General features: G+C 36.8%; 16 protein-coding genes. 1 reads left to right on the forward strand and 15 read right to left on the reverse strand.

Annotated features, from left to right (window positions below):
• Positions 1 to 37: 37 nt before the first annotated feature.
• The 14 genes from hypF to THENA_RS07450 all read right to left on the reverse strand — a co-directional run bounded on the left by hypF (position 38) and on the right by THENA_RS07450 (position 17,309).
• Positions 38 to 2,317, reverse strand: a complete 2,280-nt coding sequence (hypF, locus tag THENA_RS07390) for a carbamoyltransferase HypF (protein WP_013756779.1) — start codon at positions 2,315 to 2,317, stop codon at positions 38 to 40.
• Between the two features lie 252 nt (positions 2,318 to 2,569).
• Positions 2,570 to 4,159, reverse strand: coding sequence for an APC family permease (locus THENA_RS07395; protein ID WP_013756780.1), 1,590 nt, complete (start codon positions 4,157 to 4,159; stop codon positions 2,570 to 2,572).
• 223 nt (positions 4,160 to 4,382) lie between these two features.
• Positions 4,383 to 5,675, reverse strand: a complete 1,293-nt coding sequence (locus THENA_RS07400) for an MFS transporter (RefSeq protein WP_013756781.1) — start codon at positions 5,673 to 5,675, stop codon at positions 4,383 to 4,385.
• 506 nt (positions 5,676 to 6,181) lie between these two features.
• Complete coding sequence (locus tag THENA_RS09720) at positions 6,182 to 7,813, reverse strand: DUF3373 family protein (protein ID WP_013756782.1); 1,632 nt, start codon at positions 7,811 to 7,813, stop codon at positions 6,182 to 6,184.
• 236 nt (positions 7,814 to 8,049) lie between these two features.
• A complete protein-coding gene (locus THENA_RS07410; RefSeq protein WP_052296071.1) occupies positions 8,050 to 8,709 on the reverse strand; it encodes a hypothetical protein in 660 nt (219 codons plus the stop codon).
• A 48-nt stretch (positions 8,710 to 8,757) separates the two neighbouring features.
• Complete coding sequence (locus tag THENA_RS09935; protein WP_154645342.1) at positions 8,758 to 8,922, reverse strand: hypothetical protein; 165 nt, start codon at positions 8,920 to 8,922, stop codon at positions 8,758 to 8,760.
• 158 nt (positions 8,923 to 9,080) lie between these two features.
• A complete protein-coding gene (locus tag THENA_RS07415; RefSeq protein WP_013756783.1) occupies positions 9,081 to 10,340 on the reverse strand; it encodes an Nramp family divalent metal transporter in 1,260 nt (419 codons plus the stop codon).
• A gap of 4 nt (positions 10,341 to 10,344) precedes the next feature.
• Entirely contained in the window at positions 10,345 to 11,316 is a 972-nt protein-coding gene (gene tsaD, locus THENA_RS07420; protein WP_013756784.1) for a tRNA (adenosine(37)-N6)-threonylcarbamoyltransferase complex transferase subunit TsaD, read from the reverse strand.
• A gap of 15 nt (positions 11,317 to 11,331) precedes the next feature.
• The gene (locus THENA_RS07425; RefSeq protein WP_013756785.1) at positions 11,332 to 12,636 is read right to left on the reverse strand and encodes a phenylacetate--CoA ligase family protein; all 1,305 of its coding nucleotides are present in this window, start codon (positions 12,634 to 12,636) and stop codon (positions 11,332 to 11,334) included.
• A gap of 23 nt (positions 12,637 to 12,659) precedes the next feature.
• Entirely contained in the window at positions 12,660 to 13,088 is a 429-nt protein-coding gene (locus tag THENA_RS07430; protein WP_013756786.1) for an ACT domain-containing protein, read from the reverse strand.
• Between the two features lie 35 nt (positions 13,089 to 13,123).
• Positions 13,124 to 13,699: an indolepyruvate oxidoreductase subunit beta gene (locus THENA_RS07435; RefSeq protein ID WP_013756787.1), complete on the reverse strand. Its 576-nt coding sequence runs from the start codon at positions 13,697 to 13,699 to the stop codon at positions 13,124 to 13,126.
• A gap of 30 nt (positions 13,700 to 13,729) precedes the next feature.
• Positions 13,730 to 15,472: an indolepyruvate ferredoxin oxidoreductase subunit alpha gene (gene iorA / locus THENA_RS07440; protein WP_041437986.1), complete on the reverse strand. Its 1,743-nt coding sequence runs from the start codon at positions 15,470 to 15,472 to the stop codon at positions 13,730 to 13,732.
• A gap of 22 nt (positions 15,473 to 15,494) precedes the next feature.
• Positions 15,495 to 16,802 (reverse strand): phenylacetate--CoA ligase family protein, encoded by a 1,308-nt coding sequence (locus tag THENA_RS07445; protein WP_013756789.1) that lies wholly within the window; start codon positions 16,800 to 16,802, stop codon positions 15,495 to 15,497.
• A 141-nt stretch (positions 16,803 to 16,943) separates the two neighbouring features.
• Complete coding sequence (locus THENA_RS07450; protein WP_013756790.1) at positions 16,944 to 17,309, reverse strand: DUF362 domain-containing protein; 366 nt, start codon at positions 17,307 to 17,309, stop codon at positions 16,944 to 16,946.
• 90 nt (positions 17,310 to 17,399) lie between these two features.
• Here THENA_RS07450 and THENA_RS07455 point away from each other — a divergent pair, with 90 nt between their 5' ends.
• Positions 17,400 to 18,281, forward strand: a complete 882-nt coding sequence (locus THENA_RS07455; protein WP_013756791.1) for an MBL fold metallo-hydrolase — start codon at positions 17,400 to 17,402, stop codon at positions 18,279 to 18,281.
• A 23-nt stretch (positions 18,282 to 18,304) separates the two neighbouring features.
• Here THENA_RS07455 and THENA_RS07460 read toward each other — a convergent pair whose 3' ends face one another.
• Positions 18,305 to 19,297, reverse strand: coding sequence for an Rpn family recombination-promoting nuclease/putative transposase (locus THENA_RS07460; protein WP_013756792.1), 993 nt, complete (start codon positions 19,295 to 19,297; stop codon positions 18,305 to 18,307).
• Between the last annotated feature and the right edge of the window lie 91 nt (positions 19,298 to 19,388).

A 19,388-nucleotide genomic window follows, 5' to 3' on the forward strand; every position in this document is an offset into this window, starting at 1 on the left:
TATATTATCACAAAAATTCTAAAAAAGTAAAAAATTATTACTTTATTAACTCTTTTCCAACACATATCTGACCAAGTGCAATAGACGAATCGTTTAAAGGAACTCTATGGGGTAAAAAAACCTCAAAACCAAAAAGCTCTAAAACTTCCCAAATCCTTTTCAACAAAATTTTATTTACAAATGACCCACCACATAAAACAACTTTTTTGACTTTGTATTTATCATAGATAGCCTGGACACAATTTACGCTAATTTCTGAAACAGCGTTGTGAAAGGATAAAGCAATATCTTCGACAGGCACACCTTTTTCTTTTAACTCCAAAATATTTTTAACTATTTCCTTTACAGGGACTTCAATTTCACCTGACAAATCAAGCTCTATTTTTAACGGATATATCTTCTTCCCAACTAAGGCTAATTCTTCCAATTTTTGTGCTGCTTCAGCTTCTGTACTGACTACGCTTGAAACTCCCAATATTGCAGCGATACCATCAAAAAGCCTTCCAATACTACAACTTAGCGGACAATTTATATTCCTTTTTAACATGTTTAAGACAATTTCTATATTCTCTTTATTATCAAAATTTATATATTTCGTCACTTCTTTGTTATTCAACCCTAAATCATAGAGTAAAGAGAGGCCTATTCTATATACTTCTTTAATTGCCTTCTCGGATCCTGGCAGCTTAAAGTATGAAAAGTGAGCAGCTCTTTTAAACTCTTTCCTGTTAGCAAGCAAAAACTCACTACCCCATATTTTAGAATCTAAACCATATCCTGTTCCATCAAATGCAACCCCAATAACCTCATCCTCTATACCATGTTCTTCCATCACAGCTGCAACATGTGCATGATGATGTTGAATAAAAAACCTTTGTGAATTATTAGATATCTCATTAGTAAGCCTCGTTGTAAAATAATTTGGGTGCATATCAGAAATGAAGATTTCGGGTTTTATATCGAAAACTTTCTCAAAGTGTTTTAGGGTATTTTTAAAAACGTTGTAAGTATCTACAGATTCAAGGTCTCCAAGATACTGGCTCAAAAAAATTACATTGTCTTTAGATAGCGCAAAACTGCTCTTTAGATCAGCTCCTGCTGCAAAAATATGTTTATTAAATTTTTTTGTAAAAAAAGGCACTGGAACGAAACCTCTCGAACGTCTAATAAAGAATTCCTTTTCATTTAAGACAAACATTACGCTGTCATCACTTTGGATTGCAATTTCTCTATTGTACGTGACGAAGTAGTCAGCAATATTACAAAGTTTTTCAAAAGCAACGTCATCTTTATAGACTATTGGTTCATCAGACAAATTTGCACTTGTCATAACTAGAACCATAGATTTGCCTTTATCAAAAAGTAAATACTGAAATGGAGTATAAGGAAGCATTATTCCAATATAGGTTAGATGTGGTGCAATATATTTGCTGATCTTTTCTAAAGCAATTTCTTTTTGTTTCAATAAAACTATAGGTCTTGCTCGTGAGGTTAGAAGTTCTAGTTCCTTTTTTGTTGTATATAAAAAATCTTTAATAGTCTCAATATTTGCCATGAGAGCAAATGGCTTAAATGGTCTTCTTTTTCTCTTTCTTAGTTCTAACACAGCTTCGTCATTTTTTGCATCAACAGCAAGGTGAAATCCCCCTACACCCTTAATTGCAATTATTTTTCCTTTCATCAAGAGATTATAGGTCTCTTGTACTACATCGTCAACTTTCTCTTTAATCAGGTTTTTGTCTTTATCATATAAATAAACGCTAGGACCACACAAAGGACATGCAGTAGGTTGGGTATGAAATCTTCTGTCAAGCGGATCAAGATATTCTTTTTTACATTCAGGACAAAGTTCAAAATGGTTCATTGTAGTATTTTTTCTGTCATAGGGTATGTCATATATAATGCTAAATCTAGGTCCACAGTTTGTGCAGGTTATAAAAGGATAGTGAAATCTTCTATCGTTTTTATCGAATAACTCTCTAAGGCAATCATCACATATATTTGTATCAGGAGATATAAAAGTCGTCTTTTTGTCAGTTTGTTTGCTCTTTTCAATAACAAAATCTTTATATCCTACCATTTCTCTCTTTTCTGAACGAATGCTGTTTACTACTGCTAGAGGAGGAAAGTCGTTTTTTATCGCTATCAAAAATTTATCGAGTTTTTCTTCTTCCCCCTCAACCTCAATAGTTACACCTTCGGTATCGTTCAAACAATAACCATTTAAAGATAGTTCTTTAGCAAGTCTATATATGAAGGGCCTAAAACCAACTCCTTGAACTATTCCTTCTACTCTTACAAAGACATGTTTTAGCATATGTAAATGATATCAATTTGTAAAAAAAATAGCAACAATTTCGATTCTAATTAAATCCTAAAAACTATTTGGTTTTGAAATTTACCTTGCTCTCATAATTTGTTCTATTACTGAACCAAATATTAAAAGTTGTATAAAGATACGCTTACATTTAGAAAGATCCGCTATTTCCATGCAATCTCCTCTAAATTATTGAGGGCGTTTAAAAGCGCCCCCAATAATAATTTTTATTATTATTTTATATATTATTAACTATTTTGCAGCAAATTTTGATACTTCGTCACCTCTTTCTTCTACTATTTCCTTTATGTCATCAGTATAATGTGCACTATTTACAGCCCAGAAGAAGAAAACTATAGATACAAGAATTAATATAAATTGATCAAACGGATATTCTATGATTCCGAGTCCTTCAAAGTGCTTACTTCCAATGTAGCTCATAAGGGCAACAAAAAGCATGTAACATATAAGCCATATCCCTGACCTTACATTCTTGCCAAGATCCTTCTTCAGCTCATCTCTGGTAGCTACAAAATAGAAATAAAGCAAAAATGCAATCAAGTCTACAGCAATTAGAACTGAAACGTTTGACCATCCACTCCAGTCTATGAGAAGAGTACACACAATGAATGCTATCAAAGATATAAGGGTTATAGGTTCAGCTTTAAATGGCCTATAAAGATTTGGAGCAAATTTTCTAAGACTTACCGCACTTACAGGACCAATCATATAAGTCAACACAATTGCGTTTGAAACAACACCTACTAATTTATTCCATGATGGGAAAGGAGCAGTCCATATTAAAGCTAAAATCAAGCTTAGCCAGAGGGCATATCTCGGAACGCCAGTCTTTTCATCAACTTTTACAAATACCTTCCAGAAAATACCGTTTAGCGATTGAGCGTTTATAATTCTTGACGTTGAAGTCATGTAGATTAGACCCGTGCCAGAAGGAGATATTACAGCATCGGCAAATACTATAGCAGCTAACCAATGAATGTTCAACAATAGTAGTATTTCAGCAAAAGGCGATCTGAAATTAATATGTCCCCAACCCTTTGCAATCTCTTGGGGAGGCAAAGACCCTACAAATACCAACTGCAAACAAACGTACAATACTATTGCTAGCCCTACAGCCATAGCTACAGCTAGTGGAACATCCCTTGTTGGATTTTTCGCCTCTCCTGCAAGGTTTACAGCCTGTCTAAATCCTAAGTATGCAAAAACTATACCGCCACTTGAAACGGCAGCCAAAACAGCAGGAAATCCAAATGGGGCAAATCCTCCATGTTGAGTAAGATTTGCTGGGTTAAAGCAGGTAAACAAAACTAACACCGTTGCAGTTGGAGTAAAAAACTTAAATATCGTAATAATTGTATTAGTTTTGCCAGCAATTCTTATACTCCAGTAGTTTAACAAGAAATAAATTACTATTACACCCATCGTAAACAGCCAACCTACAAATGTTACTTGATGATTATTGTACAAAAATGGCAAATAGGAACTTGCAAACTGAACTGTTGCAAGAGCTTCAATGGCTATAACTGAAGAGTCACCTATAATTAATGCAACAGCCAAAGCATAGCTCACAAAGTTCCCGTGGGTATATTGTGGGTATCGAATCAAAGAGCCCGATTCTGGAAGCATTCCTGAAAGCTCAGCATAAACTAAAGCAATAAAAAATACACAAATTCCACCAATTACCCATGCAAAAACTGCAGCAGGCCCAGCAAGATTGGCTGCTTTTTGTGAAGCAAAAAGCCAGCCAGAACCTACTATTCCACCCAGGCCTAACATAGTTAGATCTAGAAGATTTAGCTCCTTTTTTAGTTTTGACTTCAAAATCTTCATCTCCTTTTACTAAAATTCATACATAGATCTAACTTAATCTTTAAGAAAAGTTTTTCTTTTCCTGAAGACTAAGCCCCTACACCAGGTCCATCTTCCCTCCTTTCTTAAGAACTCTTTCTTTAGAACCTAATTGCCCAAAAAAACAAAGTTCTTTATTTTATTTCACAATCTTTTCCAGGTGGGAATATTAGTCCCACCTGGAAATTTATTGTTTTTAAGCCTTAAATTGTTCTCTATCCGGATGATGAAACAAGAGTACACCAACCACTGATGTAAGGTTAAGAAATAGCAAAAATCCAAAAGCACCTACAAAGGAACCTGTAACCTGAACGATCAAACCTGTCAAAGTAGATGCAATAAGTCCTGCTACAGCAAACCCAAAATCCATTATTCCAAGTGCCGTTCCTGATCTTTGTCTTATGACGTCAATGTTCGTAGCGTAATAATTTGGATTTGCAGCCATACCCAATCCAACCGCCAAAGCAATAAATATCATCGCAATATTTACATCGTGATAAAGCATGATAGGAATAAGGCTTAAACCACTTAAAAGTTGACTTATCCAGATTGGATGTGAGCGAGCTTTTCTTAGACTCTTCGTAGCTGCAAGTATCCTGTCAGAAAGCCTGCCATCAAGGAACAACAAAATTGTAGCTAAAGCCCATGGCAAAACCGTAAATAAGCCAATTTTCATAACATTCATGTGATAAGTCTTATCCAAAAATGTCGGTAACCATCCCATAAAGAAAAACAAATTATAACCAAATACAAAAAAGGCCCAATCGTTAGATAAAAGCGTGGGATTAGTAAGTAAAAATTTCCAAAGACCTTTTGGTACCTTAGTGTGTTCGCGCCTAATCTCAAGGCTTGTTCTATTTCTATCAACATTAGCTTCTTCTCTAATATAAGCTAGCTCTGCATCGTTTACAAATTTTGACCTTTCTGGAAAGTTTCTAAAGAAATAAAGCCAAACAGGTGCCCAAATCATACCTACAATACCAAGAATCATAAACATAACTTGCCATCCAAATAATGTTGAAAGAGATGTAACTATTGGTCCACCAATCATTAGTGCGAAAGGAACAGCAACCAAACCATTTGCTAAAGCAGTAGACCTTTCTTTTAGTGGAAGCCAATCGCCTACTACCCTATTCATTGCAGGAAAGTTTGGGCCTTCGGCCAAACCAAGAAGTAGTCTCACAATAAAAAGATATGCTAATCCTGTTGCAAAAGCTGTTGAAAATATGCTTGCCGACCAAATTAGTGCTCCCCAAAACCAAACCTTTCTAGCTCCCCAATTATCAACAAGCAATCCACCCACAAACACCATCAAAGCATAGCCAATATTAAAAGCTCCCAAAGTTAAACCGATGTCCTCTGGACTCAAATGAAATAATTTACTCAAAATTGGCATTGCAAATGCAATTGCACTTCTGTCTACATAGTTAATAACTGTAATAAAAAAGACTAAACCGATAATTACCCACCTGAAATTCGTCTTGCTCATTCACTGACCCCCTTAAATAGATAAAATAAAAAAATTTGAAAAATTTTTACAATCCCTATTTCAACCTCCCTTCTATCAGAATTGTCTGCCATTTTCTAACAGTACTTAAAAAGACCTACTTTATATAAGTCTTTAAAATTATATCATTCAAATTTAAAAAATATATATACACAATTTTTATCAATTATTTAAAAATTACTAATTGAATTTAAATTTCTTTCAACAAATTTTATTTTATTTCAAGCCATTTCTAATATTTTTTTAGAATTTCAAAATTATTAAAATATTATTTTTTTTATATATATTTTTATTTTTTAAAAATTTATAAATTAAGTATATTATTATCACAATCAAAAAATATTACCTAAATTTTCTTTCAAAAAATTTTCATTTAAAAAAGATCTTAAAACATTCTCAGGAGAGGGCATTGCAGGAAGTAAACATGATAAAATATGAAGCAAAAATTAAAGACCCCCCTGATTTCTCAGGGGGCTGAAGTTAAGTTTTTAGAACTTTACGTCCATCTGAATATAGTATCTTTGATCCTTATCAACTTGGTCTGGGTTGAAGGTATAATACCAACCGTTCACAAAATCAGAATTATATGGCTTCTTGCCTTTCCAATAGTCGTAGTTAAGAGTTAAGGTTGCGTTTTTTGCTATTGGGAGCGTGTAGTAGACGTTGTAGTAGTCTTTGTAATCAGTTGAGCCCATAGTATTGATTATCATCGGATTGTACCACTTGTTGTTACCGAACCAGAAGTCGCCTGTAATAGCTCCTACTGGAAGAGGAATGGTAGCGCCTATTCTGAATGCTCCGCCATTTACAGAGTTAACTCCCATCAAACGATCTCCACTCACATCATAGCTTGGCATATCAATTGAAGTACCATTGTATCCTGCCCACATATTTACGTTATAAATATTCCAGTTAGCTATTATTGCCCACCAATTGAATTTTCCATATGTAAGAGGTGGGTAATTAGAAATAAAGTTTAATATATTATTATTTCCATAATTAATAGAATAATCCAAGCCGCCAAAACAGTTAAATTTATTAATATTGCCGTAGTCTGCTTCTAAACCAATAGCGTCAAAGAGCTTCGTCTTGAGGTTCAAGATATACACATCTTTGTCTTTAAGACCGCTCTCCTCTTGTGAAGAGGTAATAGAGCCTGCATCAAAGAGCTTGACCCATGCTGCAGAAACTGAGGTGGATGGTAGCATATTGCTAAGATCGAATACCACCATTCCACCCTCTGTGCCTGTGTCCATAAATAGGTTGCTGTAATATGCTCCTGAATCCATAGTAGGAAGTCTGCCAAGGACGAAGGTTACAGGATATGGGTTAAGAGTCCATGTGATGTAAGATCTCTCTACATAAAGAGTGTTGCTATCGTCGTTATAACCGGTAAGAGATGCATAAATTGGATTGCTATTAGAAGATCCGTTGCTGTTTACTCCAGCATTCTTCTCCATAGTAAGCCTTGCGTTAAATGATATGTTGTCTGCAACCGGCGCTGCAACGTTTAATCTAACTCTATAACGCATAAAGGTATTGTTCTTTTGATCAGGAAATTCAGTTGTAGCTGGATTATAATCAGTTACACCAAGCGTAATAAATCCATTTTGAGAAGCATTTGAAGTAACTACAGGATATACATTCCACACATCACCACGCCAAACTGATGCAAGCTTATAATATGTCGCCTTTTCGCTGCCAAATCTAAATCTTGCATCTCCTGTGAAGTTCACAGTGTCAAGAGCTGCTTTTTTCTCAAGTGCTGCAACTCTGACGTTTAGCGATGCAAGCTCTGATTTAAACTCTTCTGCTAACTTCATAAGTGTTGCGATGTCGTTAGCATTTAACTGGATCTTTTGATCCTGAGCGTTTTGACCTTTTTCATAGGTGTCGAGCATTCTTGCAACTACCATTGCCATCTCATAACGAGTGGCTGTTCTTTCGCCTCTAAAAGTTGAGTCGCCATAACCAATGACCAATCCTTTTGCTGCTAAATCTTGCACTGCTTTGTATGCCCAGGAATTAGCTGGTACATCTGAGAATGGTCCTGCCATAGCTGGAACTGCAAGGGAGGCGAGAAGTGATGCTAATAAAAAGACAAAAGCTAATTTTCTCATCTTCTGAATTACCCCCTTTAGGAAATATTGTTTACCATAATAAAAGCCTTCTACATTTCTTAAGCCTAATATGTAAAGCCTCCCTCCTCTTTCTGAAGAATGCTTAAGATATATACAAAGATGCTTTTATTGAACTAAGATTAGTATTTAAAACAATATTTGTCAAGTGCCATAGATGTAATTGTAAAAAGACAATTCTAAGCAAAATATTTATGAGAAGATATTATTGAAGAGATCTAAATTTTTAGATCAACTTCCATCACAGAACCAGCTCTAAAATCATTCGATACATAGAATCCCATTCTTTTCAGAGCAGCCTGACTGACGTTATTTGAGTCTTTAAAATTATAAATTGTTGCTGTATTCTGAAGGCTTATCGTCCCAATATTCATATCCTTTAGGGAATGTAGTTGATCGCTGCCAGAGGGATCTTTGGTTAATATGGTTAGCTTGCTATATACAAGATCCCCTTCATCTATAAAGCCATTGTGATCAGAGTCATAAGCGCTTAGCTCGTTAAAGCCATTGCCTGTATTTGGCCCAAAGAGCTCGCTGCCGTTGTTGATGACACCATCGTTATTTTTGTCCAGCGCAAGAAAGCCGCTGCCATTTGTAGGAAAGCTTATCTGTACGGGCTTGCCGTCTGAATTTAGATCAAATGAATAAGTCTTTTCTGAAAAGGCAATAGTATTGTTTTGGAAATTTATCACCAGTGGATCCACGTTTTTTGCATCTCCAGCGCTGATAGATGTAGAATTTTCCTGAAAGAACTCCCTGCCCAGATTTAGATTTAGATTAATTGGAATTTCTTGACCCGCAGCAGTCGTCAGTGTTCCAGACGCGCTGAAGTTAAGGGATTCAACCTCGTGCAGCGATTCATTTTTTGTAAAAATCATTCCCCAATTGTTGCCGCTACTTTGAGCTACATTTGGTTGGATTGCAGTTTAAAGATCGCCAAAAGCTTTCTTTAAACCATCGTTCAAAATATCTGCAGTGCTTAATTTTCCATTTGAATTATTGTTAAAAATTTGCAATTTCTCATTTTTTACAACGCTCTTTTCATAAGAAGAGACAGATTGCAAATTTACATTTGATTTTGAAATTATCATTTTTCTCTCCTTAGATCCTTTTCTCAGTTTATCTACATTTGCTCTTTATACTTTTAATTTCAATTAGCTTTATACCAAAATATAATTTAAAAAATGTGAAAAGTCGGTATTATACAAGGATTTAATTAGAAGAGTGCAGAAATTTTTTTGTGAGTTGATTAGGTTTGCAAGAGCAAAAGCGCATTTAAATATATGACGATTATTGCGATTATCCAAAGGATAGCATTTAAGAATCTGGAATTTTTGTACATGCCCATAACTCTTGCTTGAGAGGTAAGATATAGCTGCAAAATAATCGTAATAGGAAGCTGAAAGCTAAGGAGTACCTGAGATAACAAAAGCCCCTGAAACGGGTCTGATGTGAAAAACATTAAAATCAGAGCAAAAAATACTGTTATGAATATCCCGCCCTTAGTATGGATATCCTTTACGTCATACGGTTCAGAAAACATCCCGGCAAGTATAGTCCCCCCAGCCATAGATGCAGTGATAGATGATGAAAAACCAGAAAACAGCAAAGCCAGAGCAAATACAAGAGATGACGTATCGCCAATCAGTGGCACAAGGATCTTTTGCGCCTTTTGGAGCTCGTCTACGTGAAGTCCATGTGCAAAAAAGGTTGCCGCAGCCAGGATGATCATCGCACTATTTATAGCCCATCCTATGCCCATCGAAAAAATAGTGTCAAAATATGACATCTTAACCTGTTTTTTGAATTTTTTTTCATCGCTTACGTCAAATTTTCTGCTTTGTATTATCTCAGAGTGCAAAAACAAGTTATGAGGCATTACTACCGCACCCAATACGCTTAAAATTACAAAAATTGATCCGTGAGGTATACTGGGCATCACCCAGCCAATAGCAGCAGCTCTCCAGTCTACATTTATGATTGAAAGCTCGTATATAAAAGAAAAACCTATCAGTGAAACAAACGCTATAATATATCTTTCAATGTGTGCATACGACTGTGAATATAGCATGAAGACAACAATCAGACTCGTGAGAACAACACCTATTATCAGAGGTATCTTAAATAACATATTAAGAGCTATCGCCGCCCCCAAAACCTCTGCAAAATAGGTAAAAACGCAGGCAATCAGTGCAGTTCCAAGAATAAAGTAACCATATATCGGCTTTAGAAACTTCATGGTTGCCTCAGACATACAAAGCCCCGTAACCATACCTATCTTTGATGCATTTTGCTGCAACAAAATTAGCATTATTGTGGAAAGAGTAACCATCCAAAGCAAACTATAAGAATAGTCAGAGCCAGCAGCAATGTTTGATGCCCAGTTGCCAGGATCTATAAATCCAACAGTAATTAGAATGCCGGGACCAAGATATTTTGACCAATTTAATACAGTTAGATTTGCCTTGTGCTTGGTTTTAAAATCTTTAAATATAGAAGCTAGATCCAAGTCGTCAAATCTTCCAATCTGGTCTATAATCTAGACTCAAATCGTCAGAAATTCCTCTAAGGGTCTTATCATATCCACAAATTGCCACCATGGCAGCGTTGTCAGCGCAAAATTTTGGAGACGGTACCATCATGCCAAGGCCATATTTTTTACAAATTTCTTCAACCTTATTCCTTAGAATGCCGTTTGCCGCAACACCCCCTCCTAACACTATTTCCTTTATCTGATAGTCTTCTATCACTTTTTCAATCTTTGTAGAAAGAGAGCTAAAAAGAGAATTTTGCAGTCCAAGTGCAAATGAAGGATAATCCTCTTTTGAAGAAATTTTTCTAAATTCTCTCAAAGCAGCCGTCTTTATCCCACTAAAGCTCATCATATAACCTTCCATTTTAAGCCTCGATATCTTGATTTCACCTTTAGCGCTCTGAGATAATCTCTCTATCTCGCTCCCTGCAGGGTATGATATGCCCATCTCTCTTCCTATCTTGTCAATGACCTCTCCTATTGCATCATCCACTGTCCAACCTATCCTTTCGTATACACCCCACCCACTCCATAAAATTATCTCGGTATGACCACCAGAGACTATTACTCCCAATGTAGGAAACTTAGGATAGCGATATTCCAACAAGCAAGCTAGCAAGTGAGCTTCAAGGTGATTAACTCCAACTATTTTCACATTCTCACAAAGCGCTATAGTTTTTGCAAAACAAAGTCCCAATGAAAGAGAGCCAGGAAGTCCTGGACCTACAGTTACAGCTACTACATCAATTTTTTCGCTAAATTTTTCTTTTATTATTTCATAAAGCGGCAAAAGTGTCTTAAAGTGTTCCCGAGAAGCTACTTCAGGCACTACACCACCAAATTTTTTATGAACTTCTTCTTGAGTAGATCTTACTTCGCAAATTAACGATCCATCCTTTACAACAGCAATGCCTGTATCGTCACAGGACGTTTCTATACCAAGAACTATCATTTATTTAAAACTCCTTTAAGGGCTTAATTTTCTCTTGTCCACCACCCTTTTTGCCTTTCCGCTAGATCTCTCTATAGTCTTTGGTTCAACAAGCCTAAGCTTTACGTCTATCCCAAGAACTGATTTTAGTTTATGGGTAAGTCCTCTTTCCATCTCCACTAAAGACCTCATCTTATCTTGAAAGATATTATCTGATACTTCAACAAAAACCTCTATAATATCCAGATGATTTTTTCTGTCCAAAACTATTTGATAGTGAGGCAATACTCCTTGAGTGCTAATTAAGACCTCCTCAATTTGAGAAGGAAAGACGTTAACACCTCTTACAATAAGCATATCGTCCGTTCTGCCCTTTATCTTGCCTATCCTTGCCATAGTTCTACCACAACCACAGGGTTCTTCAATAAGATATGTAATGTCTCTTGTCCTATATCTGATGATGGGCAGTGCTTCTTTGGTAAGTGATGTAATTACCAATTCTCCCACTTCTCCAGGTTCTACCGGCTCTAATGTCTCAGGATCTATGATCTCCACCAGGAAGTGATCCTCCCAGATGTGCATGCCGGATTTTAGCTGACACTCACCTGCCACTCCAGGCCCCATTATTTCAGATAGTCCATAATTGTCTGTTGCAATAATTCCAAGACTTGACTCCAGTTCTTTTCTGATCTCTTCCGTCCATGGTTCAGCTCCAAAAAACCCTACTCTCAATTTTAAGTCTTCTCTCTTTATATTCATATCCTTCATAACTTCAGCCAGGTGAAGAGTATACGATGGGGTTCCTATTATAGCCGTAGTACCAAAATCTTTCATAATATTTATCTGCCTTTCGCTGTTACCTACAGAAGTGGGAATAACTGTAGCGCCAATCTTTTCAGCACCATAATGCATCCCAAGACCCCCAGTGAACAAACCATATCCTAAAAAGTTTTGTACCTTATCGTCGTGTCTTAGACCACCTGCATAAAGTACCCTTGCAGTAAGCTCAGCCCAAGTCTCTAAATCTCTTGCAGTATAACCTACTACAGTAGGCTTTCCTGTAGTTCCGCTCGATGCATGAAGCCTCACCACATCGCGCTCGGGCACGGCAAAGAGCCCAAAGGGATAGGTATCTCTAAGATCTTGCTTTACAGTAAAGGGGAATTTTGAGAAATCTTCAAGAGTTCTTAAATCTTTCAAAGACAGACCCTTTTCTTCCATCTTTTGCCTATAAAATTTAACGTTTTCCCAAACCCTTGAAAGAATCCCTCTCAATCTTGAAAGCTGCAAATCCTTAATCCTTTTTCTTGGCATACATTCATAGTCTGGATTAAATATCATATACAGGCTCCTTAGAAATTAGTTTAATTATTTATTTTTCTTGCTACAATGTCAGAATGAGACAGTATTCCTATATTGTTATCTTGAAGTACTTTTATTCCTTTTTCTGTATCCGAAAGGTCAAAAACCACAAATCCACCAACGCCAGAATACAGATACTCAACGTTTATCCCTTCATCAGCAAGAATTTTAAGAGTTTTATGTAGTCCTCCTGGGATATCAGGAACGTCAACGCATATAACGTCGGTCTCTTTTACAGTGAATCCCTCATTTTTAAGCATCTCTTTAGCCTTTGCAGGGTCGTCTACTAGAACTCTAAATATACCATACTCTGCAGTATCGGCTACAGAAAACCCCCTGATATCAATCTTTCCCTTTGCTAAAACCTCTGTCAATTCAGCAAGCCTTCCTGCCCTATTCTCCATAAATATTGCTAATTGTCTTACTTTCATATTCTCCTCCTCCTAAGGCTTTTTTTTATAAATCTTTACTCGTACTTTCTCCCCACCATAAAAGCTTTCAAATTAATCTCATGAAGCCTTTCGGGTAAAGACTCCTTTATAGATTCTATCCACAAATCTTCTGGAATATCCAGATATTTTGATAATAGCCCCATCATAATAATGTTTATTGTCTTTGGATTTCCCACATCCTTTGCCAATTTTGAAGCGTTAACGAGATCGAAATCAAAACCAAGATCCTTTATCTTATCCATTATGTCTACAGGATATTCAGCTTTTCCAGATATCACGGACAAGGGAGGCAACATCTCATCTGAAACTAATAGTTTGCCGTCCGGCTTTAGATATTCCAAATACCTTGCAGCCTCCAAACACTCAAAAGCCACAAGAAAATCAACTTCGCCCTTTGATAAAAGAGGAGAGTGCACCTTTTTAGCAAGCCTTACAGCGCTCTCTACGCTTCCCCCTCTTTGTGCCATGCCGTGAACCTCAGTTAGTTTTACGTCATAACCGCTCTTAAATCCCACACTAGATACCAACCTAGATGCAGTTAACACCCCCTGTCCTCCTACGCCTACAAACAAGAAGTCAATTTTATCCATCAATTCTTCCTCCCAAGTCTAAAATAGCCTTTATAATTGTTTTATTGCGCCGTGTAGACATGCGTCCACACACAATCTGCAACCGTAACACAGATCAGCTCTTATCTTTACCTTTTTTATATCCTTATTAAAACTCATTGCAGGACATGCTACATTTAGACATATCTTACAACCCTTGCACTTTTCTTCATCCACAGTATATTTAACGTTTTGGGCCCTTTCAACCAAAACGCATGGCCTTTTTGAAACAATAACGCATGGCTCGTTAAGTTTTAACATCTTTTCAATAGTCTTCTGAAGCTTTTTAAAGTCTATAGGATCTACAACTTTTACGTGATTTATCCCTAAGCCTTTCAAGACTTTCTTTATCTTTATGGGATCTGTTTCATCGCCTCTTGCCCTTATGCCAGACATAGGATTTCCTTGGTGTCCTGTCATAGCAGTAGTCCTGTTATCTAATATAATTACAAGAACAGGCGCCTTATTGTAAGCTAATTCAGCAATTCCGGGAAGCCCTGCATGAGTAAATGTAGAATCTCCTAACGTAGCTACTACTTTAATGCCGTCATCAGATTTAAGGTTTTGAGCCAGCCCTGCAGCCATTCCAAGACTTGCCCCCATACATATAATCGTATCAGTTGCGTCCAGAGGCTTCAGCGCCCCAAGAGAATAACAGCCAATATCAGATGTTATATAAAGGTCTTTTTTCTTCATCCTTATTTTATTTAGCGCATAATAAACTCCTCTGTGAGGACATCCAGCGCAAAAAAGCGGAGGCCTGGGAAGAACTGGCAAATCGTATTTTGGCGCCTCCACATTAAAAAGCGTCTTTCTTATCAAATCGGGTGACATCTCAAGAGATGGCTCAAAAACCTCTTTCCCAATAATCTCGACCCCCAAATTCATTGCTCTAATTTCATCCGCCACAAAGGGATCTGATTCCTCAATGACATATACTCTGTCAAATCTTCTAACGAAATCAGATATTAGGGACTTAGGCAAGGGATAGGTAGTGGAAAGTTTCAAAAATGAAGCGTATTTAAAGACTTCTCTTGCATGTTCATAAGCAACGCCGCAAGCAATAACTCCAGTATTTCCATTTCCCTCAATTTTATTAAAGTTTGATTTTTCAAAAATGCTAACAGCCTTTTTTACTTTATTGTCAAGATTTGCTCTGAGCCTTCTTGCATTGGCAGGCAAAACAATATATTTTTCTGGCCTCTTATCTATATCCTTTTTTAAGACTTCTACTCTATCTTCAAGCTCTACTATTGAAGAAGAGTGAGATAGCCTTGTAGTAGATCTGATTATTACAGGCAAGTCGGTCTCTTCTGAAACCTCAAATGCCCACTTGGTTAAATCTTTTGCTTCCTGAGAATCTGAAGGTTCAAGAACTATTGCCCTTGACATCTTTGCAAAATATCTTGTGTCTTGTTCGTTTTGAGAACTGTGCATGCCAGGATCATCAGCCACCACAATAACCAATCCTGCGTTTATTCCCGTATAAGTCATAGTCTGAAGCACATCTGCAGCAACATTTAACCCAACGTGTTTCATAGAACATATGCTTCTATTACCTGAAAGAGAAGCTCCAAAACAAGCTTCAAGGGAGACCTTTTCGTTTGGAGCCCACTCTACATACAACTCTTCATATTTCTTCAGGTTCTCCATAACTTCAGTACTAGGCGTTCCAGGATATGCCGATGCAAATGTTGCTCCTGCCTCCCATGCTCCCCTTGCAATAGCCTCGTTGCCCAACATTATCTTTTTCAAAATTCACACACCCCTTAAGAACTTATTTGTTAATTTTTCTTTTATCTATCACCCTTTTTGCCTTACCTTCTGACCTTTCTATGCTCTTTGGCTCAACAAGCTTTACTTTTACTGATATGCCACAGATGTTATAAATAGAGTCCGCCACCTTCTTTTGAAGCCTTTCCAAAGACCTTACTTCTGAAGTGAACAGTTCTGGCAAAACCTCAACCCAAACCTCAATAGTATCTAACTCTTTTTCTCTGTCTACTATTATCAAATAATGAGGAGAAGTGCCTTCCACCTGAGCCAGTGCAGATTCGATTTGGGAAGGGAATACGTTTACTCCTCTGATAATAAGCATATCGTCAGATCTTCCAAGTATCCTTGAAATCCTCGCATGAGTCCTGCCACATATGCAGGGTTCAACGTTAAGTTTTGTCAGGTCTCTTGTTCTGTATCTAATAAGAGGTATGCCCTCCTTTAGAAGTGTGGTTATTACCAGCTCCCCAACCTCACCAGGAGGCAGAGGTTCTAAGGTGTTTGGATCGACTATTTCAGCAATAAACGCATCTTCTGCAACGTGAAGTCCATCCTTTTCAAGACACTCACAAGCCACTCCCGGACCCATTATCTCAGAAAGACCATAAATATCTACTGCAGTGAAGTCAATTCTTTCTTCAATCTTTTTTCTCATTTCTTCAGACCACGGTTCAGCCCCAAGCACTCCAACTCTTAGCTTTGAATCTTTAAGGCTAAGTCCCATCTCCTCAGCCACATCTGCAAGGTGTAATAAATAAGATGGAGTACAAGCTATAACTGTTGCCTCAAAATCCATAATAAGTTGAATCTGTCTTTTCGTCTGACCACCAGAAGATGGAACTACTGTGCCGCCAAGCCTTTCAACTCCGTAATGAAGTCCCAAACCACCTGTAAAAAGTCCATATCCGTACGCAATGTGTACGGTATCATATTTGCTCACCCCAGCACCCACAAGTGCCCTTGCTACCAGATCAGCCCAAACGTTCAGATCGTTTTGGGTATACCCAACCACAGTAGGTTTTCCTGTAGTCCCACTTGATGCGTGAAGCCTGACTATCTCTCCTCTATTTACTGCAAACATACCAAATGGATAATTATCTCTAAGATCGCTCTTTAACGTAAAGGGGAGCTTTCTGATATCTTCAATATCTCGAATATCAGATGGAGTTATCCCCAATTCGTTAAATCTCCTTCTGTAAAATGGGACAAATTCGTAGACATAACGCACTAACCTTCTAAGTCTTGATTCTTGGAGACTAACTATCTCTTTCCTGGGCAAAAGCTCCACTTCGGGTTTAAAATATTTCATCATCTCCTACTCTTTGGCTGAGTCAACAGATCTCAGGTTGGGATATTTTTAGTCCGCCACCACAAACCCTACTCCCAACAGGCGGAACTTAGGGCAACTGCTTTAGATGTATTTTACTATATAGTTAATAAATTTAAATAGTCATAACCTATCAACTAAACTTATGGCACCATTTTTGCAACCCTTTACGCAAGCTCCACAGCCCACACACTTGGGCTCATCCACACGCGCCTTCCCATCTACAATCGATATTGCTCCCTTTTTACAAAACCTTAGGCACACTTCGCATCCTTTGCACAAAATAGGGTCTACTCTTGCAACCTTTAATTTTCTTGGTGTCTTTAAAGCTTTATCGTTAGTACTTTCAACCGTACTTGTTTGAATATTCTCAATCTGTGAATTAACCGCTCCAACTCCAAAAAGGTTATTAAAATTATTCCTTGAAAAACGCCCCACTTTCCCCCTATGATGCCTTCCAATTCCATGTCCACAACGACGACCTTTCATTTATCATCACCTCTAAAGCTTAATTTTAACAAAATTAATATAAAATATTCTTTATCGATTTTTTAATATAAAACTCACTCTGGAGGAAGGATGAGAATTCAAACGCTTGACTTAAATTTCTTAAATTCAAAACACGTTTTGAGTAGTTATCTTGTAGAAACAGATCCCCCTTTCTTAATAGAAACAGGCCCAGATTCAACATTTGAAAATCTAAAAACTGCTTTGAATAAAGCCGGCTATGAAATAAAGGATATTAAAAATGTCTTTATCACCCACATACACCTGGATCACTCTGGCGCTGCATTCAGGTTTGCAAGTGAAGGTGCAAAAATTTACGTACACCCAAACGGCAAAAAGCATCTTGTAAATCCAGATAGGCTTATTAGATCGGCTACAATGGTCTATAAAGAAAGAACTCGTGAACTCTGGGGAGACACTCTTCCTATTGACGAAGAAAAGGTAATAGAGACCTCAGATGAACAAATTGTAACTATAGGAAACGTTCAAGTCAGAGTAATAGAGTCTCCAGGACATGCAAAACATCACAACGTTTATCTTATTGAAGACCACCTTTTTACAGGCGATACTGGAGGAGTAAGGATTAATGACGGCCCAATTATGCCAGCAGTTCCACCTCCAGATATAGATATCCCCCTGTGGTTAAAAACTATAGAGAAGATGAAGAGCCTTAAACCCACTTATATATGTCCTTCACACTTTGGATGCTTTGATGATGCATTAGATCACCTTGAAATCTTAAAAGAAAACTTGATAAAATATGACGAATTTATAAGAAAACAAATAAAATTTTCAGACGATTACAATACTCTATTTCCAATATTCAAAGAATACGTAGACTCGTTTTTCACAGACAAAAAAGTTAGAGACTTCTACCAGTTTGCAAATCCAGATGAGATGAACCTTGCAGGGCTAATTAGGTATGCGAAGGTAAATAAGTTTGATGTGAAGTGATAAAATCCTGGACTAACCTGAGCTTAAAACATATCCCTTATTTCATCTATGCTTTGAACCTTGATGGTCGCTTTAAGTATGCTTCTTAGTTTATCCCTATCTTTTGTTTTTTTCACCATTAGTTTTATATCTCTTGGGACTTTATCAAATTTGGCTTCAATGGCATCTAAAAGTAAATCCTGGGCTTCAATAATCATACCCTCTATCTTACCTTTCTCCATACCTTCTAATAGTCCTTCTTCCTTACCTTTTTTAATGCCCTCTTCTCTTCCCTTTTCTATCCACTTCTCAATTACAGGTGCCATCTTATCACCTCCTACAGTAGAGTCTAATATAGTTTTTATTTCTTCTTCTTCCAGGTCATTTACAGTTGTAATATACATCAAGTATATCAAAAACTCGTCTAAATCTAAATCTTTTACGATATAGAGTATCTCAGAATATTTATTTAAGTCTTTACCTAAAAATATGAATTTAAACAGCAATAATGCGCTTAGAAGACATTTGTTATTTATGTTAAGGCGAAATCTCTCTTCTTCAATTTTATTTGTATCTATCAGAATATACTTAAAAGCAGGCAGATAATCTTTATAGATATATTTTTCTTCAAATAGATCTGAAAAATCTATAGGTTTGTCCCAATTTGTTTTTCCGTGATAGAAAACTACTGGAATAATTGGCTCTATTGGCCTTTTGTTTTTCATATCCTCTTCCCATATTGCAAGCATATATGAGAGTATCTGGATATTACTAAAGCTTCCCGTCTCTGATTTGTGCTCCAGTAGATAATACACCTGGGCTGAACTGGTTTTTGTCTGAAATCTAAAAGCTATGTCTAAATTAAACCTTTTATACTTCTTTGAAATCTTTTCTGTGTTTATAGGTTTTATTGTATCAAGGTCAAGTTGTTCTAAAATCTCTTTTGGCAAAGAGAATTCAACAAAGCTTTTTGCATTCTCAATATTTGAGATTATCTGTTTAAAAAATTTATCATGTGTCTGGTATATATCTTCCATAAATTGATTAAAACACAATAAAAAGGAACTGTCAAATAAGGGACAAAGATCATACAGGGACAGTTTGATATTCACAGGTAAAAAAATATTG

It is taken from the genome of Thermodesulfobium narugense DSM 14796 (genome assembly GCF_000212395.1).
Lineage (GTDB): Bacteria > Thermodesulfobiota > Thermodesulfobiia > Thermodesulfobiales > Thermodesulfobiaceae > Thermodesulfobium > Thermodesulfobium narugense.